Annotated in this window: 17 protein-coding genes; 11 read left to right on the forward strand and 6 right to left on the reverse strand. The window is 39.0% G+C overall.

All coding sequences use genetic code 11. The features are described 5' to 3' along the window. Window positions 1-96: 96 nt before the first annotated feature. Together ACXAE4_RS02700 and fdhF are read right to left on the reverse strand one after the other, a co-directional pair. Window positions 97-576, reverse strand: a complete 480-nt coding sequence (locus ACXAE4_RS02700; RefSeq protein WP_033580426.1) for a helical membrane plugin domain-containing protein — start codon at window positions 574-576, stop codon at window positions 97-99. Window positions 577-587: 11 nt separating this feature from the next. Next, complete coding sequence (fdhF, locus tag ACXAE4_RS02705) at window positions 588-3,527, reverse strand: formate dehydrogenase subunit alpha (RefSeq protein ID WP_165635047.1); 2,940 nt, start codon at window positions 3,525-3,527, stop codon at window positions 588-590. Between the two features lie 366 nt (window positions 3,528-3,893). Between fdhF and ACXAE4_RS02710 the strand changes: the two genes are divergently transcribed. Genes ACXAE4_RS02710 through moaA form a run of 3 tightly spaced genes read left to right on the forward strand, consistent with a single transcriptional unit; the run spans window position 3,894 to window position 6,112 of the window. Further along, window positions 3,894-4,238: a Na-translocating system protein MpsC family protein gene (locus ACXAE4_RS02710; protein ID WP_013059689.1), complete on the forward strand. Its 345-nt coding sequence runs from the start codon at window positions 3,894-3,896 to the stop codon at window positions 4,236-4,238. Between the two features lie 15 nt (window positions 4,239-4,253). Beyond that, entirely contained in the window at window positions 4,254-5,051 is a 798-nt protein-coding gene (fdhD, locus tag ACXAE4_RS02715; RefSeq protein ID WP_033580428.1) for a formate dehydrogenase accessory sulfurtransferase FdhD, read from the forward strand. Between the two features lie 44 nt (window positions 5,052-5,095). Beyond that, window positions 5,096-6,112, forward strand: coding sequence for a GTP 3',8-cyclase MoaA (moaA, locus tag ACXAE4_RS02720; RefSeq protein ID WP_165635046.1), 1,017 nt, complete (start codon window positions 5,096-5,098; stop codon window positions 6,110-6,112). 13 nt (window positions 6,113-6,125) lie between these two features. On the opposite strand, the gene mobA is transcribed toward moaA, so the two are convergent. Further along, window positions 6,126-6,695, reverse strand: a complete 570-nt coding sequence (gene mobA / locus ACXAE4_RS02725) for a molybdenum cofactor guanylyltransferase (protein ID WP_028412064.1) — start codon at window positions 6,693-6,695, stop codon at window positions 6,126-6,128. Window positions 6,696-6,856: 161 nt separating this feature from the next. On the opposite strand from mobA, the gene ACXAE4_RS02730 reads away from it, so the two are divergent. From ACXAE4_RS02730 to moaD, 5 genes are read left to right on the forward strand one after another with little or no spacing between them, the layout of a single operon-like run. After that, window positions 6,857-7,873 carry a molybdopterin-synthase adenylyltransferase MoeB gene (locus ACXAE4_RS02730; protein ID WP_028412065.1) on the forward strand — a complete coding sequence of 339 codons (1,017 nt, stop codon included), beginning with the start codon at window positions 6,857-6,859 and terminating at the stop codon, window positions 7,871-7,873. Between the two features lie 16 nt (window positions 7,874-7,889). Continuing rightward, window positions 7,890-9,155 carry a molybdopterin molybdotransferase MoeA gene (locus ACXAE4_RS02735; protein ID WP_165635045.1) on the forward strand — a complete coding sequence of 422 codons (1,266 nt, stop codon included), beginning with the start codon at window positions 7,890-7,892 and terminating at the stop codon, window positions 9,153-9,155. Next, window positions 9,143-9,670: a molybdopterin-guanine dinucleotide biosynthesis protein B gene (gene mobB / locus ACXAE4_RS02740; RefSeq protein WP_289578541.1), complete on the forward strand. Its 528-nt coding sequence runs from the start codon at window positions 9,143-9,145 to the stop codon at window positions 9,668-9,670. Before ACXAE4_RS02735 ends, mobB begins: the two co-directional genes overlap by 13 nt. Further along, window positions 9,667-10,131, forward strand: coding sequence for a molybdenum cofactor biosynthesis protein MoaE (locus ACXAE4_RS02745; RefSeq protein ID WP_025752620.1), 465 nt, complete (start codon window positions 9,667-9,669; stop codon window positions 10,129-10,131). Before mobB ends, ACXAE4_RS02745 begins: the two co-directional genes overlap by 4 nt. Window positions 10,132-10,133: 2 nt before the next feature. Beyond that, window positions 10,134-10,367, forward strand: coding sequence for a molybdopterin converting factor subunit 1 (gene moaD / locus ACXAE4_RS02750; protein WP_028412068.1), 234 nt, complete (start codon window positions 10,134-10,136; stop codon window positions 10,365-10,367). A 32-nt stretch (window positions 10,368-10,399) separates the two neighbouring features. Here the strand turns inward: moaD and ACXAE4_RS02755 are convergent, their stop codons facing one another. The 3 genes from ACXAE4_RS02755 to ACXAE4_RS02765 form a co-directional block, all read right to left on the reverse strand. Further along, complete coding sequence (locus ACXAE4_RS02755) at window positions 10,400-11,041, reverse strand: nitroreductase family protein (protein ID WP_013059680.1); 642 nt, start codon at window positions 11,039-11,041, stop codon at window positions 10,400-10,402. A 27-nt stretch (window positions 11,042-11,068) separates the two neighbouring features. Then, window positions 11,069-11,506, reverse strand: coding sequence for a MarR family winged helix-turn-helix transcriptional regulator (locus ACXAE4_RS02760; protein ID WP_013085370.1), 438 nt, complete (start codon window positions 11,504-11,506; stop codon window positions 11,069-11,071). A 391-nt stretch (window positions 11,507-11,897) separates the two neighbouring features. Continuing rightward, window positions 11,898-12,524 carry an undecaprenyl-diphosphatase gene (locus tag ACXAE4_RS02765; protein ID WP_028412069.1) on the reverse strand — a complete coding sequence of 209 codons (627 nt, stop codon included), beginning with the start codon at window positions 12,522-12,524 and terminating at the stop codon, window positions 11,898-11,900. A gap of 153 nt (window positions 12,525-12,677) precedes the next feature. On the opposite strand from ACXAE4_RS02765, the gene ACXAE4_RS02770 reads away from it, so the two are divergent. The 3 genes from ACXAE4_RS02770 (at window position 12,678) to ACXAE4_RS02780 (ending at window position 16,031) form a co-directional block, all read left to right on the forward strand. Next, window positions 12,678-13,814: an MGDG synthase family glycosyltransferase gene (locus ACXAE4_RS02770; protein ID WP_475235428.1), complete on the forward strand. Its 1,137-nt coding sequence runs from the start codon at window positions 12,678-12,680 to the stop codon at window positions 13,812-13,814. Between the two features lie 158 nt (window positions 13,815-13,972). Next, entirely contained in the window at window positions 13,973-14,698 is a 726-nt protein-coding gene (locus ACXAE4_RS02775; protein WP_025752630.1) for a response regulator transcription factor, read from the forward strand. Beyond that, window positions 14,676-16,031 carry a sensor histidine kinase gene (locus tag ACXAE4_RS02780; protein WP_289578537.1) on the forward strand — a complete coding sequence of 452 codons (1,356 nt, stop codon included), beginning with the start codon at window positions 14,676-14,678 and terminating at the stop codon, window positions 16,029-16,031. Before ACXAE4_RS02775 ends, ACXAE4_RS02780 begins: the two co-directional genes overlap by 23 nt. Window positions 16,032-16,052 lie beyond the last annotated feature (21 nt).

Consider the following 16,052-nt stretch of genomic DNA (forward strand, 5'->3'; position numbering starts at 1 on the left):
CAATTTAGTATAACTATATCACGTTCACTTAGAAAAGGACTTCCTAAAAAGAAAACAGCGACTTGAAAGGGAAAAACTTTCAAGTCGCTGCCTTATTTACTCTTCCAACGCTTTGCCCATTCCTTTTAAAAAGTGAAGTCCAAATCCAATTGCACGATTAACATCTGGATCATTTAGCGCTTTTATAAGAGCTAACGCACTTACTTTTTTTCCTGTTTTTACATATTCATTTGCTTCGTTCATACCAGCTGTTGCACTGTTAACAAGTTTAGCAGTTACCTCTGGGTCTGCCTTCATCAAACCGCTGCTTGCACCCATAAGGGTATTAATTAAATTGGTTACGGGTTCTCTAGAAATTTGATGAAGCGCAATTTTTGAGATTTTTTCTTTTGCTTGAATCATTGAATCAGCAGCTTCAAGAACACCCATGTCGTTAAGTTCTCCGACAATACCGAGAATACGATTCAGCGCTTCTTCATTATCTGCCAGCAGAGAAGTCAAGTCTTCTAATTTTTGCTGTTTTTTTTCTTCCTCGCTTAGAAGAGGCTTTTTAATTTCTGTAATAGGTTGTGCCATCTTTTCTCCTCCTATTTACTTGTTAAATGGACGTAGCCAGGACGATTCCATTTACGCTGAACCTCGACCCCATTTTGAGGATGACGTTTTTTGTTACGCGGATTTGTAGACGGTAAAGGCGTTTTTCCACCTTTGCTTAATACTTCCATCCGTACTTTTGTTTGTTTGTAAGCCGGCGTATTTGTTCGTTGGTCGACTGCAGGTCCCGTCAAGAAGTTAATAGCCGAATCTTTATGAACGGAGTGCATCGGAAGATACAGCTCATTTGCTTTTACTCGCTCTGTAATTAATGCCTGTACTTTTACTGCTCCAAACGGTGAGATTAATCTGACAAGCGAACCGTCTTCAATTTCACGCTCCTTGGCAAGCTGAGGTGAAATTTCTACAAATACTTCCGGTACCTTTGATTGAATACCGCTCGATTTATTGGTCATATTCCCTTCATGAAAATGTTCTAACATTCGTCCGTTATTAATGTGCAAATCATATTCCTCTGGAAATTCAGCAGGAAGAACCCAATCTGATAAAGCAAAGCGCGCTTTTTTATCTGGGAAATTAAACCCATCGACGTAAAGTAAAGGCGTGCTTTTCCCCTCTAAGCTCCCCCATAAGAAGCTATCCCAGCCTTCAAGGTTTTCGTAGCTGGCTTGGCTGAACAGAGGTGATAGACTAGCCATTTCTGAAAAGATGTCACCAGGGTGTGTATACGTCCAATTTGCACCTAAGCGGTTTGCAATCTCTTGAACAATCCACCAATCCGGCTTCGAATCACCAAGCGTTGGCAATGCTTGATACAATCTTTGTACGCGTCGCTCCGTATTGGTAAACGTTCCGTCTTTTTCAAGAGAAGGAACAGCAGGGAGTACAACATCAGCATATTGAGCCGTTCTTGAAAGGAAAATGTCTTGGACAACAAAAAAATCTAGATTTGATAATATTTCGTGTACGTGATTAGCGTTCGAATCGACAAGAGCCATATCTTCTCCTACAAGGTACATAGCTTTCATTTTTCCTTCATCAATTGAATGAAGCATTTGGATATTATCAAGACCCGGCTTGTCTTTAATTTTCACGCCGTATGCTTTTTCAAATTTTTCTCGAGCGACTGAGTCCGTGACGTGCTGATAACCTGGAAGCCAAGCGGGAAGAGTTCCCATATCGCATGCGCCTTGCACGTTATTGTGGCCTCGGAGTGGATAAGCGCCTGCACCAGGGCGTCGATAGTTTCCAGTAGCAAGCAACAGGTTTGAGATAGCCGCTGATGTATCAGAGCCTCCTGTATTTTGCGTCACGCCCATACCCCACAGCACACAGGTTCCATCGGCGTCTCGAATCATTTCAGCTATTTGAATGAGTGTTGCTGCTGAAATACCCGTAATTTGTTCAGCATATTCAAGCGTGTACTTTTCAAGCAAAGAGTTAAAGTCTTCAAAATAGTTGACGTTTTCTTGGATAAATTTTTCGTTGTGCCATCCTTGATCAATCATGTATTTTGTTACAGCCATTAGCCATACTTGGTCCGTACCTTGTTTTGGACTGATAAAAATGTCAGAGCGTTCAGCCATTTCGTTTTTGCGCAAATCTGCGACGATTAGTTTTTGGTCATGAAGCTTATGCGCGCGTTTGATACGAGTTGCTAATACAGGGTGACCTTCGGCAGGGTTAGCTCCAACGATGATAACCAGTCCAGCTTTTGCGATGTCTTTTATCGTGCCGGCATCGCCTCCCATTCCGACTGTTCGAAATAATCCATCGGTTGCAGGAGACTGACAGTAGCGAGAACAGTTGTCTACGTCATTTGTTTCAAACATTTGGCGAGCCAGCTTTTGAATAACATAGTTTTCTTCGTTTGTAATCTTAGAAGAAGAGATAAAACCAACGGATCCATGTCCGTACTGCTGATTGATGGAGTTTAACCTGCTTGCTACTAAATCGAGCGCTTCTTCCCATGACGACTCTACAAATGCGCCATTTTTTCGGATTAAAGGCTTAGTAATACGTTTTTCAGAGTTTACAAAATCCCAGCCGAATTTTCCTTTCACACAGGTTGAAATAGCGTTTGCGGGAGCATCTGAGCTAGGTTGAACTTTAAGGATTTCGCGGCCTTTTGTCCACACTTCAAATGAACATCCAACTCCGCAAAATGTACAGACGGTTTTTGTTTTTTTCGTCCGAGTTTCACGCATAGCTGCTTCCACCTCTGAAACAGCAAAAATTCCGCTGTACCCTGGTTCCACTTCTTTAACTAAATCAATCATTGGATTCAAAACGCTTTTTGGAAGTCCGGTCATGAATCCAGCTTCTCCGAGCATAGATTTTTCCATTAAGGCATTACAAGGGCATACTGTTACACATTGACCGCAGCTCACACAAGAAGATTCATTGATTGCTACACCATCATCCCAGAGAACGCGGGGACGTTTCGCTTCCCAGTCGATAGAGAGCGTTTCATTAACTTGAAGATTTTGACAAACCTCTACACATTGTCCACAAGCAATGCATTGATTAGGGTCATAACGGTAAAACGGATGAGACATATCGACTTCATCCTCTGAGGCCTTTGGCGTATAGGGGTATTTTTGATGTTCAATCTCCATCATTTCGGCTGTATTATGTAATTTACAGTTTCCGTTGTTATTATCGCAAACGGTGCAGTATAGCAAATGATTTTCTAATAAGCGATCCATTGCTTCCGTCTGTGCCGCTTTTGCGGGTGCTGATTGTAATTCAATCTTCATGCCGTTTTCAGCTTTTGTAGAACAAGAACGAACTAACTCGCCATTCATTTCAACAATACATGTGTCACAAGTTTGAATAGGGTCTACTTCAGGCACATAACAAATCTGAGGATGCTCGATGTTTTGCTGGTTAATAATTTCGAGTATGGTAGAACCTGAAGCTGCCTTGTATTCGCTGCCATTTATATGAACAGTGATGATTTCACGACTCATTTGTTTTCCTCCTTTATATAAAACAAAAAACCACCATGAATACACATGCCTAATTAAATAAGGGAAGTGCAATCATGGTGGAATAGTTTACTAGCAGGTCTTACTAATATGCCAATCCGGCCCATTTATATCGTTAAGAAAAAGTGATAGAGTAATAACAATTCATTATTATTATTATTCCATCTCGGTTATTTATAATTATATCGCTACGTTTTTAAATGCACAACTTTTTTAAATACCCAACTCTCTTCAAAAGTTTTGCTGCAAAGATTTTAGGCTTTTATTTTTTGAAGTGTTGATTTATGATAAAAAAACTGTAGGAATAAAATGCACAATTTAATTTTAATCGGTGGGAGAGCGTTGATTATGTCAAAAACAATTCATGAATTTAATGATATTATTCGGAAGCTTCGAAAAGATTTATTTGGAAAAGGACCGGAAAGAATACATACGGTTTTTGTTGAAAATATGGCTGTCTCAACACTGTATGGAAATTTAACTCCGACAGAAACATTTATTGCAAGCACTTCTGAAGGGTGTGACATGGTTCATTTAGCTCGAACAAAAATGATTCAAGATGTATATGCATCGAATCCGCCGGAAGGGCTAGAAGAATTGGTAGGAGCAAAGCTGGTTAATTTATTTTCAGATATGAAAATAAAAGAAAATATAGCGGTTTCCGTATTTGTTTTTGATAAAAACATTATTTAAAAAAGGAGACATCACATGAATTCGACCGTTAAGAAGCGTACAGTTCTTAGATTTAAAAATGGTGAAATGGAAAGCGTGGAAGATAAAATTGTAACGGAGTTTCCTGTGACTGTGAAAATTAATGAAGAAGAGTTTGTCACGATGGTATGTAGCCCTCAATACATTGAAGATATGGTAATTGGCTATTTAGCATCTGAAGGGGTTATTCGAGAATACAAAGACATTAAAAACATATGGGTTCAAGAAAAAGAAGGGTATGTTCATGTTACAATAGATAAATTAAACCCGTATTTTCAAAACCTTCAAAATAAACGATATATCACGTCTTGCTGCGGGGCGAGCAGACAAGGGTTTGTCTTTATAAATGATGCGCTGACTGCTAAAAAAATGAATGATATATCGGTAGAACTTTCAATTAAGGATTGTTTTCAACTCATGAATAAGCTGCAGCAATCTGCTGCTACGTTTCAAGAAACGGGTGGCGTTCATAACGCTGCCATTTGTGATAAAAATGGTTTCATGCTTAGCAGAATGGACATTGGCAGGCATAATGCTCTAGATAAACTATATGGGTATTGCTTAAAACACCATATTTCAATTAGGGATAAAGTAGTCGTTTTCAGCGGCCGTATTTCTTCAGAAATTTTGTTGAAAGTAGCGAAGATCGGGTGTGAAGTGGTTCTTTCAAAATCCGCTCCGACTGAACTTGCTTTAAATCTAGCAGAAGAATTGAGAATTACAACGGTAGGGTTTATCCGAAGTGATTCGTTGAATATTTATACATGCCCGGAAAGAATTTTAAGAGAAAGTTAATCTGCTGTGGAGAAGCTGACAGCTAGAGAGGAGAGATGAGGCAGATGTCATACACTATAGTTGATACGTTAAAGCGCCCTTTACGAGACTTGCGTTTGTCCGTAACAGATCGCTGTAACTTTCGCTGTCGATATTGTATGCCTGAAGAAATTTTTGGGGCAGACTATCCATTTTTACCTGCCGAAAATATTCTTTCGTTTGATGAATTAGAGAGACTCACGAGATTATTCGTATCGCTAGGAGTAAAAAAAGTGCGTATAACGGGAGGAGAGCCACTGCTAAGAAAAGGCTTGCCAGATCTAATCAATCGTCTGAAGCAAATTGAGGGTATAGATGATATTGCCATAACAACAAATGGCTCACTGTTAAAGAAGCATGCAGAAGCCTTATCAAAAGCGGGATTATCAAGAGTAACCGTCAGCTTAGACTCGCTTGATGAAGTGAGATTTCAAGAGCTGAACGGAAATCGAGGAAGCGTCAAACGAGTGTTAGAAGGAATAGAGGCAGCAGCTCTTGCGGGGATTTCAGTCAAAATAAACATGGTTGTCCAAAAAGGCAAGAACGAGCAGGATATCCTTCCGATGGCCCAATATTTTAAAGGCAAAAAACATACGCTGCGCTTTATTGAATACATGGATGTTGGAAATTCAAACGGATGGAAAATGGATGAGGTTATAACAAAGAAACAAATTCTTGATATAGTTGGACAAGAAATGCCTCTTGAAGAAATTCCGCCTCATTACACGGGAGAAGTAGCTACCAGGTATCGGTATGTTGGGACAGAAGAGGAAATTGGTATCATTTCATCCGTGACAGATTCATTCTGCTCGACTTGTTCACGCGCAAGAGTATCGGCTGAAGGAAAGCTCTATACCTGCTTGTTTGCGTCAAAAGGGTACGACCTCCGGAAACTGATACGATCACAAGCATCTGATCATACTGTTTGTGACACCATTTCTGATATCTGGAATCATCGGAAAGATCGTTACTCAGATGAGCGGGCTAACGGAAGACAGGTCCAAGGCGCTGAGAAAGTGGAAATGTCTCATATTGGTGGATAATTCAAAAAAAGCCTTATAAATGCCAATCACTGCGATGATTTACATTTATAAAAGTAGGATCTTCTGCTGAAAAAGGCACGCGAAGGACGTTTGCCTGATTCAACAATCCTGTGAGCCTTCTTTCACCTTGTGTAACGAGTTGGTCAATAAGAGGAAGCGTTCTACGGTGATAGAGGGCTAGAAGCGGGTGCATGTGATTTGGCTGAACAGGAAGAACAATATCAGCTGAGTTCGCCTGAGTTAGGGTAATCATATTATGAACAAACTCAGCATTAACAAAAGGAATGTCACACGAAAGAATAAAGAACCATTCAGCACGGCAATCAATTGCAGTTAAAGCATGATGAATTGCATACAAAGGTCCTTGATACGGGCATTTTTCAACTGCAAATGAAACATCTTTTCTTTGAAAATAAGGAAGTAAATCTTGGTTGGTAGACACAAGTATAGGTGTGACGTGATTTTCTTTTAATGCATCTATACTATATTCGTAAAATGATTTCTTGTTATAGGTTTCAAACATTTTTGGTTGACCGTAGCGAGAAGATTTTCCTCCTGCTAATACAATGCCGGCAATGGACATTTATTAAATACCTCCATCAAAATATAGTTGTATATTTATGCACATAAGCGTCCGTAAAGCAGCTTAGCTTTATGTGTATAATAGCATGTTTTTAAAGAAATATCTTTGACGAAGGAATAGATAGTGAAGTCATAGATTGAACGAGAAAGGGAGAGAAAAGAGTGACAGAACGTTATTCACGTCAGCAGCTTTTCCAGCCCATTGGAAACAAAGGGCAGCAGCAAATTAGAAGTAAGCATGTTTTAGTTGTAGGCGCAGGGGCTCTAGGCAGCGCTAGTGCAGAAGCTCTCGTGCGTGCTGGAATTGGAAAATTGACTCTTGTAGATCGTGATTATGTAGAATGGAGTAATCTGCAGCGTCAGCAGCTTTATACAGAACAAGATGCGCAAAACAAACTGCCTAAAGCTGTAGCAGCCAAAAATCGTTTGCGTCAAATAAACACAGAAGTGAAAATCGAAGCGCTGGTGATGGATGCTCAGCCTGCTAATTTAGAAAGTATCGTCCAAACAGCTGATTTGATTATCGATGCGACAGACAATTTCGACATTCGCTTTATTTTAAATGATTTGTCACATAAGTATGAAGTTCCTTGGATCTACGGCTCATGTGTAGGGAGTTATGGCACCACTTATACCGTTATCCCAAACGTAACCCCTTGTCTGCACTGCATATTGAAAAAAGTGCCTGTGGGAGGAGCGACGTGTGAGACAGCAGGAATTATCAGTCCAGCCGTTCAAATTGTGGCAGCCTATCAAATAACCGAAGCATTAAAAATTTTAGTGGGAGACGTTGAAGCTTTGCGACACACATTTCTAACTTTTGACGTCTGGAATAATCAGCACGCTGAATTTAAGACGGGTAAAATGAAAAGTTATGAATGTTCTTCTTGCGGATCGGCACGCACATATCCGTACTTAGCGTATGAAAATCAGCTTAAAACAGAAGTTCTTTGCGGCAGAGAGACGGTTCAGATCAGACCCTCGCAGCAGCATTTACACAACTTTGATGAATTGGAAAAGCGTTTAAAAAACCAAGGGAAAGTAGACCGCAACCCATATCTTCTGTCATGTCAGCTTCCAGAGCAGCGCTTTGTTATTTTTCAAGATGGCCGTGTATTTATTCATGGAACGAATGATATTCAATTTGCGAGAAGTTTATATTATCGTTTATTAGGATGAGTAAAGGAGTGAAAAAATGAGAGAAAAGCGAACTCCTATCCCTGTCGGAGAATGCGTTGGGCGAGTGATGCAGTATGTCAAAAGCGGAAAGCAAGAAATCATTGCGCTTGAAGAAGCTCACGGCAGATTTTTAGCAGAAGATTTAATGGCAGATCATGATGTTCCTGCTTTTAATCGTTCTCCATATGATGGTTTTGCTATTCGGTCACAAGATACGAAAAAAGCATCATCACTTCATCCAGTAGAACTGGATGTTCGAGGAGAGATAGGAGCGGGTTCTGTTTTTGAACATACAGTCAACGCGATGCAGGCTGTGCGTATTATGACAGGAGCTCCTATTCCAAAAGGCTGCGATGCGGTGGCAATGCTTGAAGTAACAAAAGAATATACAAAAGACAACCAGCCCGTCGTTCAAATCAAGCGGTCGTTTAACAGCGGAGATAACATTTCGTTTCAAGGAGAAGAAACAAAAAAAGGCACCATGTTAGTTTCAAAAGGAACGTATATCACTCCGGGAGTAGCTGCTCTTCTAGCCACATTTGGTTATAGTAACGTAGCTGTCTTCAAAAAGCCTGTAGTTGGATTACTTGCAACGGGAAGTGAACTAGTGGAAGTACGTGATCCTGTTCAGCGAGGGAAAATTCGTAATAGCAATGCTCATATGCTTCGTGCCCAAATTGAAAAAGCTGGAGGAGAAGTAAACTATTTTGGTATTATGCCCGATGATTTAAGTCAGTGCTACAGCGCGGTAAAATCTGCGCTATCAGAAGTGGACATACTGATTACAACGGGGGGCGTTTCAGTAGGAGATTATGATTATCTACCAGAGGTGTATAAGCAATTACAGGCCGAAGTTCTTTTTAATAAAATAGCGATGAGACCAGGCAGTGTCACAACAGTTGCACGTATGGAAGACAAGCTTTTATTTGGTCTATCGGGAAACCCTACGGCCTGCTACGTTGGTTTTGAACTGCTAGCTCGTCCGGTCATCAGTACATATGCGGGGAAAAGAACCCCTCATCTCCGGAAAGAAAAAGCTTTGTTAGGAAAAGACTTCTTAAAGCCAAATCCTTTTATGCGATTTGTATCTGGCAGGCTTTCATACAGGGAAGGACAGCTGATTGCTTCTCCATTAAGCTTTACAAAATCTAGTGCTGTTTCTTCTTTAGCTCATGCGGATACGTTAATTATATTTCCCGGAGGGACGAGAGGGTACAAAGAAGGAATGCTGGTTGACGTCTTATTGCTAGATGACGTGCAGGGAAGTGAATGGCCTTGGTAGCAAGTTGCACCGTTTTACAAGTAGTTGGATTTCAAAACAGCGGAAAAACGACTTTAGTGGAAAGGCTAATTAAAAAAGCGAAACAATTCGATCTACGTGTAGGTTCTATTAAGCACCATGGACACGGCGGACCTCCAGATAGCAGCAGTGAGCTAAAAGACAGTCATCGCCACCAGCAAGCAGGTGCCGATGTGGCAGGTGTAGAAGGAGGTGGGATCCTTCAGCTTAAGGCAAACAGTAAAGACTGGAGCCTAAAAAAGCTGATTGATTTTTATCAATTTTTCTCGCCAGATGTCATTTTTGTTGAAGGATATAAAAAAGAATCCTATCCAAAAGCAGTCTTGATTCGAAGCGAAGAAGATCTTGTTCTGCTTTCCTCTCTAACCAATATCATATGCGTGATTAGTCACATTCCGCTTAAAAACGAAGTGCAGCGAGCATATCCAATGTTTCACTTACAAGAAGACGAGCTTTATCTTAATTTTTTATTGAAAGAAGTGGGGGAAAGAAGATGAACCAGCACTTATTTGAAGTAGTAAATCAGCCAATTGCGGTAGATGAAATAATTAAAAAAGTTTCTAGAAGAGACGCGGGAGCTATTACGACATTTATTGGAACGGTAAGAGAATTTACAAAAGGCAAAAAGACGCTCTCTCTTGAATATCAAGCCTATGTGCCAATGGCAGTGAAAATGCTCAGCCAAATTGGTGACGAAATTCAGGAAAAGTGGCCGGATGCTTTGACAGCTATTACTCATCGAATCGGAAAGCTTGATATAACAGAAGTCGCAGTAGTTATTGCGGTTTCTTCTCCGCATCGCAAAACAGCTTATGAAGCAAATGAGTATGCTATTGAACGTATTAAGCAAATTGTGCCAATTTGGAAAAAGGAATTTTGGGAAGATGGAACAAAATGGATTGGGGATCAGTTAGAAACAAAAGAATATCCTGAAGGAAAGCCATTGAAGGAGATGTAAAAATGATTAACGTCTTATTTTTCGCTGCTATACGTGAAGAGGCTGGAGTGGAACAAGTAACAGTTGATAAGCAAGATATAACAGTGAAGGAATTAAAGGAATATGTACAAAAAACATATAAGCTGTCCTCTCTGAATCAAACGATGACAGCAGTCAACGAAGAGTTTGTAACAGATGAAGAAATCATTGGAACGGGAGATACCGTTGCATTTATTCCACCCGTTAGTGGAGGATAAAAAAAGGTGCTGAATACACAGCACCTTTTTTATTATCTAAATTGAGCTACTTTTTCAATTGGTAAACGTACAGAAGGGTAACCGCTATTTGCTGCTTTGCCGATTGAAAGTAACATAACCGGTGCATAGCGTTCTTTGTCTAAACCGAATGCTTCGGCAATTTGATCTTTTTCATAACCGCCAATAGCATTCGTATCATAACCGTGAGCACGTGCAGCAAGCATTAACTGCATAGATACTAAACCGCCGTCAATTAATACCGTTTCTTTATTTAATTCTTCAGAAGCAGCTGCGTAGTGCGCTTTGATTTTTGGAATTTGCATATCTCTAATTTCTTGTGGCATATAGCCTAGTTCAACAGCTTTATCGTAAATTTCATCTAAATTTTCTTCGCTTTTTAAATCGCCGAATATCGCAATAACAGCTGCCGATGTTTCTACTTGTGATTGATTAAATTTAGCAAGCGGAGCTAGTGTTGCTTTTCCTTCAGGGCTATCAATTACTAGAAAGCGCCAAGGCTGTGCATTAACAGAAGATGGAGCTAGCGTCGCTTCTGTTAAAATTTCTTTCATTTCTTCACGGCTGATTTTGACAGATGGATCGTAATAACGAATAGATCTGCGCCCTGTAATAATATCTTGGAAATCATTGTTTAGTGTTTTTGTTTGTGTCATGATGAACTCTCCTTTATGTTAAAAATGTTATGACCGTTCAATGGCCGAAATGTTTACTTTTAAACGCTCAAGCATTTTGGAAAGCAGCAGCTGTTCTTCTTCGCTGAAATCTTTAAATGCTTCATCAATAAAGCGAGCTTTTTCGTTTCGAAATGCACCGATTTTTTCATGTCCGCTTTTCGTAAGCTTTACAAATGTTACGCGGTTGTCATCAGGATTTTTACGGCGTGATACAACATCTCTTTCTTCTAGCTGCTTTAAATGCCTTGTAATTGCAGCATTATCAATGTTTACTTGCTGTTGAAGCGCCTTTTGACTCATTTCACCTGTTTCATAAAGCTGATGTAAAATATCAAGACGTGATTGGCTAACACCGGTACAATGCTCAAACTTTTGATTAATTTGTTTATTAACTTCTTGCAGAGCATACAGAACATTTGCTTTTTCAGAACATGAATGTGACAAGAAAGTCGCTCCCTTTTTTCTATGATATTTATTGATGGATTAATATTTGATACATCAATGTTTGATACATCAACTAATATAAAATAAATAAAAGTGAAAGTCAAGAAAGTGAACAATCTTTTTTTTATAAATAATAAAAAGAGATTGAGATATAACGAAATCAATGCAATCTAAAGACGAACAAATCGGATAAATGAGCTCGTATGGACCGCTTGTGACACGGTAGTTGATTTCCGTGCAAGACTTCGCTTTGTCCTCCAATCAACTGCCAGAAGGAACGAAACAGATAAAATCTACGTTCATCGTAACCAAAAAAAACGAACCACTGATCAAACGGTTTGATTAGTGGTTCGTTTTTCACTTCAACTATACTATTTTTGTTTCAGCGTCTTTAAGCTGAATGATTTTTTTTACTAATTTGTTCATGCGTGTAAGGAGACAGAAACGGAATACGCTTGATAATCACATCGTGAATCCAGAATAATCGCTGGATAAGAGGAGCTGTTTTATCTGAAAGATAGATAACAAAGCAGCTGATAGCTCCCGCAATTACCATGCCTCCAAGTACATCTGCTGGATAGTGGACACCTACGTAAATGCGTGAAAGGCCCGAGATGGCAGCCCATATAAAAATGACGCTTCTCCATTTGTTTTTTCGTAACCACATGATCCAAGCAGCAGAAAAGACTAAAATCGAATGATCACTGACAAAAGATGAATTAGCCGGGTGCGGAATCAGCTTATGAACATGATGAGTCACAAACGGACGCGGGTGGTAATACACCAGGTGAATGACTTCATTGATACAAAGAGAAAGGACAATTGTAAACAACATGTATAAAGCCGTATAACGGTGATAAATTGTTCTTTCTGTTTTTCCGCTAAACCAAAGCAAAAGCAAACAAGCCATTATAAAATAAGGAACGCTATTCGTAATGATAACCATGACAGAATCCATTGCGCTGGATTTACCAGCAAACGAGTTAATCCATTGAAATACTTCGTAATTGAGGTTCATTTGTTTTCTCCTTATGCAGTACTTTTCACTCTTAGTTTAGATTGACACTCTAAAAAAACGATGAATTTCACATTAAAAATCAATTAAAATCCGAAATTCAAGGGCATTTAATGATATAAAAAGGAGAGGAAGAAACTGCTTTTAGAATAGGAGATGAAACAGTTGAAAAAGGTTTTATTTTTACCTCTTCTAAAAATGCCTTCTGGCCATCATCAAGTGGCAGAGGCGTTAATGGATATATTGGAAAGAAGAACAACAAATATTTGTTATAAAAAAATAGATTTATTAAGTTATACAAACGAACTATTAGAAAAAGTGGTTACAGGCACATATTTGAAATGGATTCGTTATGCTCCAGAAACATACAATATGGCATACAAACATCTCTTTTATGAACCGCCTGTTCATTCATTCAAATGGTATCATCACGTATTCGCAAAAAAAATGGAGCACTTAGTTAAAGAAGAAAATCCGGATTTAATTATATGCACACATGGATTTCCTTCTTATTTGCTCAGCCAATTAAAAGCAAAAGGCAAGTGCAATGTTCCTATTATAAATGTCTACACGGATTTCTTTATTAATAATTTATGGGGAAAAGAAGAGATTGACTTTCACTTTCTTCCTAGTGAAGAAGTAAAAAGAGGGCTTCGTGCTCAAAGTGAAATTCCACTTCAAAATATGATGGTCACAGGGATACCGGTACATGAAGAAATAACAAAAACAAGAACTGTTAAGCATCATGGTAACCGAAATATTTTAATTGCCGGAGGCAGCAGCGGTCTAGGCAATATTATGGATTTTTACAATGATTTAAAAGACGCGCGCCATTTTCATTACTTTGTCTTATGCGGCAAAAATCAAAAGTTATATGAAGAAATCAAAGGGTGGGAACTACAACACGTTACACCAATTCCGTACATTTCATCACGCACAGAAATGAATGAACTGTATGAGCGAGTGGATGCTATTGTAACAAAACCAGGTGGTATCACGGTCAGTGAAGCTCTTCGCAAAAATTTACCGATTTTTGTTCATTCTGCTTTACCGGGTCAAGAAGAGGTGAATTTACGCTATTTAACAGAGCGAAACTTAGTTCAAGAACTAAAGGCGGATCAATTGTTAGAAAGTCAGCTGCAGACAGTGCTGCAGGATGCTGATAAAATGAGCACATTGTATAACGCGATTGCTGCTTACCATAAAGAAATCGAAGCACAAACGCCTGAAGAACTTTTAGCAGTAGTCAATTGGATTCTAGGTGAAAAGCAAACGATTGGTCTTCATGCGTAAAACATTCATGTTTACAAACAATAAGGATAAGCTAAAGAACAAGTATGTTGAAAAAGTAGGATTTAGATAAAAAAACAAACATCTTTTGAAAAAGGTGTTGTTTTTTTATCTAAAGAAGCTATTCTTTCACTTAAGACATGTGGTGAGAGGTGCATAATATGAAAGAGAAAATTTTAATTGTGGAAGATGAAGCGCAAATTGCGAAAGTGCTAAAGATTGAATTGGAATTTGAAGATTATGAAGTAGATGTTGAGTACGACGGGAAAGCGGGTTTAGAGACGGCAATATCCGCTCAATATGACCTCATTTTGCTCGACGTGATGCTTCCAAGTCTGAGCGGTATTGAGGTGTTAAGAAGACTTCGGAAAGCGGAAGTGTTTACGCCAGTTATTTTATTAACTGCCCGAAATACGACGTTAGATAAGGTAATGGGGTTAGACCAAGGGGCTAATGATTATGTTACAAAACCGTTTGAAATTGAAGAGCTGTTAGCACGAGTTCGCTCTTGTATTCGCTATCGTTCGCTCGTAGAAGCATCAGGAACGAAAGAAGCTGAAGCAGAGCTCTTAACGATCAGTGATTTGACCATTAATCTTGAAACAAGGGAAGTCCTAAGAAACAATGAATCCATTACGTTGACACCGAAAGAGTATGATTTAGTCGTGTATTTGCTTACGAATAAAAATAAAATTGTCACGAGAGAAGGGATTCTCACAAACGTTTGGGGCTATGAATATGAAGGAGAAACAAACGTAATTGATGTGTATATTCGCCACTTAAGAAAAAAAGTAGATGAAGGTTTTTCTACTTCTCTCATTCATACGGTGCGGGGCGTAGGATATATGATGAAAGAGGAGAAACATGAAGATCACGACGAAGATTAATTTGCTGACAACAGCATGGCTAGTGGTTATTTTATTAATCATGAACATCGTTGTTTTTTTCTCCTTCACTAAATCTACGGTGAATATGGAACAGGACATTTTATTCGAAAAAGCACGCGAGATTATTCAAAAAGGTCAGCAAGATCATTCCGTGGAGCTCTCGCCGGAGTTACTAAAATTTTATTTGACCAACCATTCATTTATCCGAACAGTCTCAGAAAATTCTACGGTCATTAATCAAGTATCAAATGATCCTCATCTGGTGAAAATTAAGCCCGAATTTTCAAAGAAAAAAAAGGTGAAGCTTCGCAAAATTAGAGAAAAACAAGTATTGGTTATTCGCATGCCTGTCAAAGTCAATAATCAAGTCGTTGAAACGCTTGAGATTGGTGAGCTCCTGACTGGTTTTGAAACTCGCAAAGATATTTTGCTATCAATTTTGATTTTTTGTTCGCTTGTGTCCATTTTACTGTCGCTTTTAGGAGGAAGATGGTTATCACGCGTCATTATGCATCCTATTAAAAATATGGTCACAACGATGAAAGAGATTGAAGAGAGCGGTGTTCCTAAAAAAGTTCTCATTCAAACGGAGACGAGAGATGAACTGCAGGGTATGACCGTTACGTTTAATCATATGATTGACCGCTTGCGAGAAAATATTGAAAAGCAAAATCAGTTTGTTTCTGATGCTTCTCACGAATTAAAAACCCCTCTAACCGTTATTCGCAGTTATTCTAATTTATTAAGAAGAAGAGGGATTAAAAATGAAGAAATTACGCTGGATGCGATCGACACCATCTATGCGGAAGCAACCAAAATGCAAAAAATGATTGAAACGCTGCTTGATCTGGCAAGTGTGGAAAAAGAACAAACGCTTGATATGAAGCAAACAGATCTTGTTCTTATTTTTGAACAAATCGTTAAGCAGCTGCAGCAGGTATACAAGAGAGAATTAGTTCTTCATTATGATCAAACGTCCATTATGATTGAAGTGGATGAACTAAAAATGAAGCAAGTGCTGATTATTTTGCTTGATAATGCAATTAAATACAGTACGGATAAAATTGAAGTGACCGTTGAAAAAAAGCAGGAAGATGTCATTATCAAAGTGAAAGACTATGGAATTGGTATTCCAAAAGAAGATCTTGCACATATTTTTGAACGTTTCTACCGAGTGGATAAAGCTAGAAGCAGAGCTACGGGAGGAACGGGGCTTGGACTATCGATTGCACAAACTATTGTCCGTCAGCATAAAGGCGAGATTTTTATTAAAAGTGAAGAAGAACAAGGGACGGAAGTTGTGATTCATCTTCCCGTTTCATCTATAAACTAAAAAAGCCGCCATTAGGCGGCT

The organism is Priestia sp. ABM2_011, from assembly GCF_056158845.1.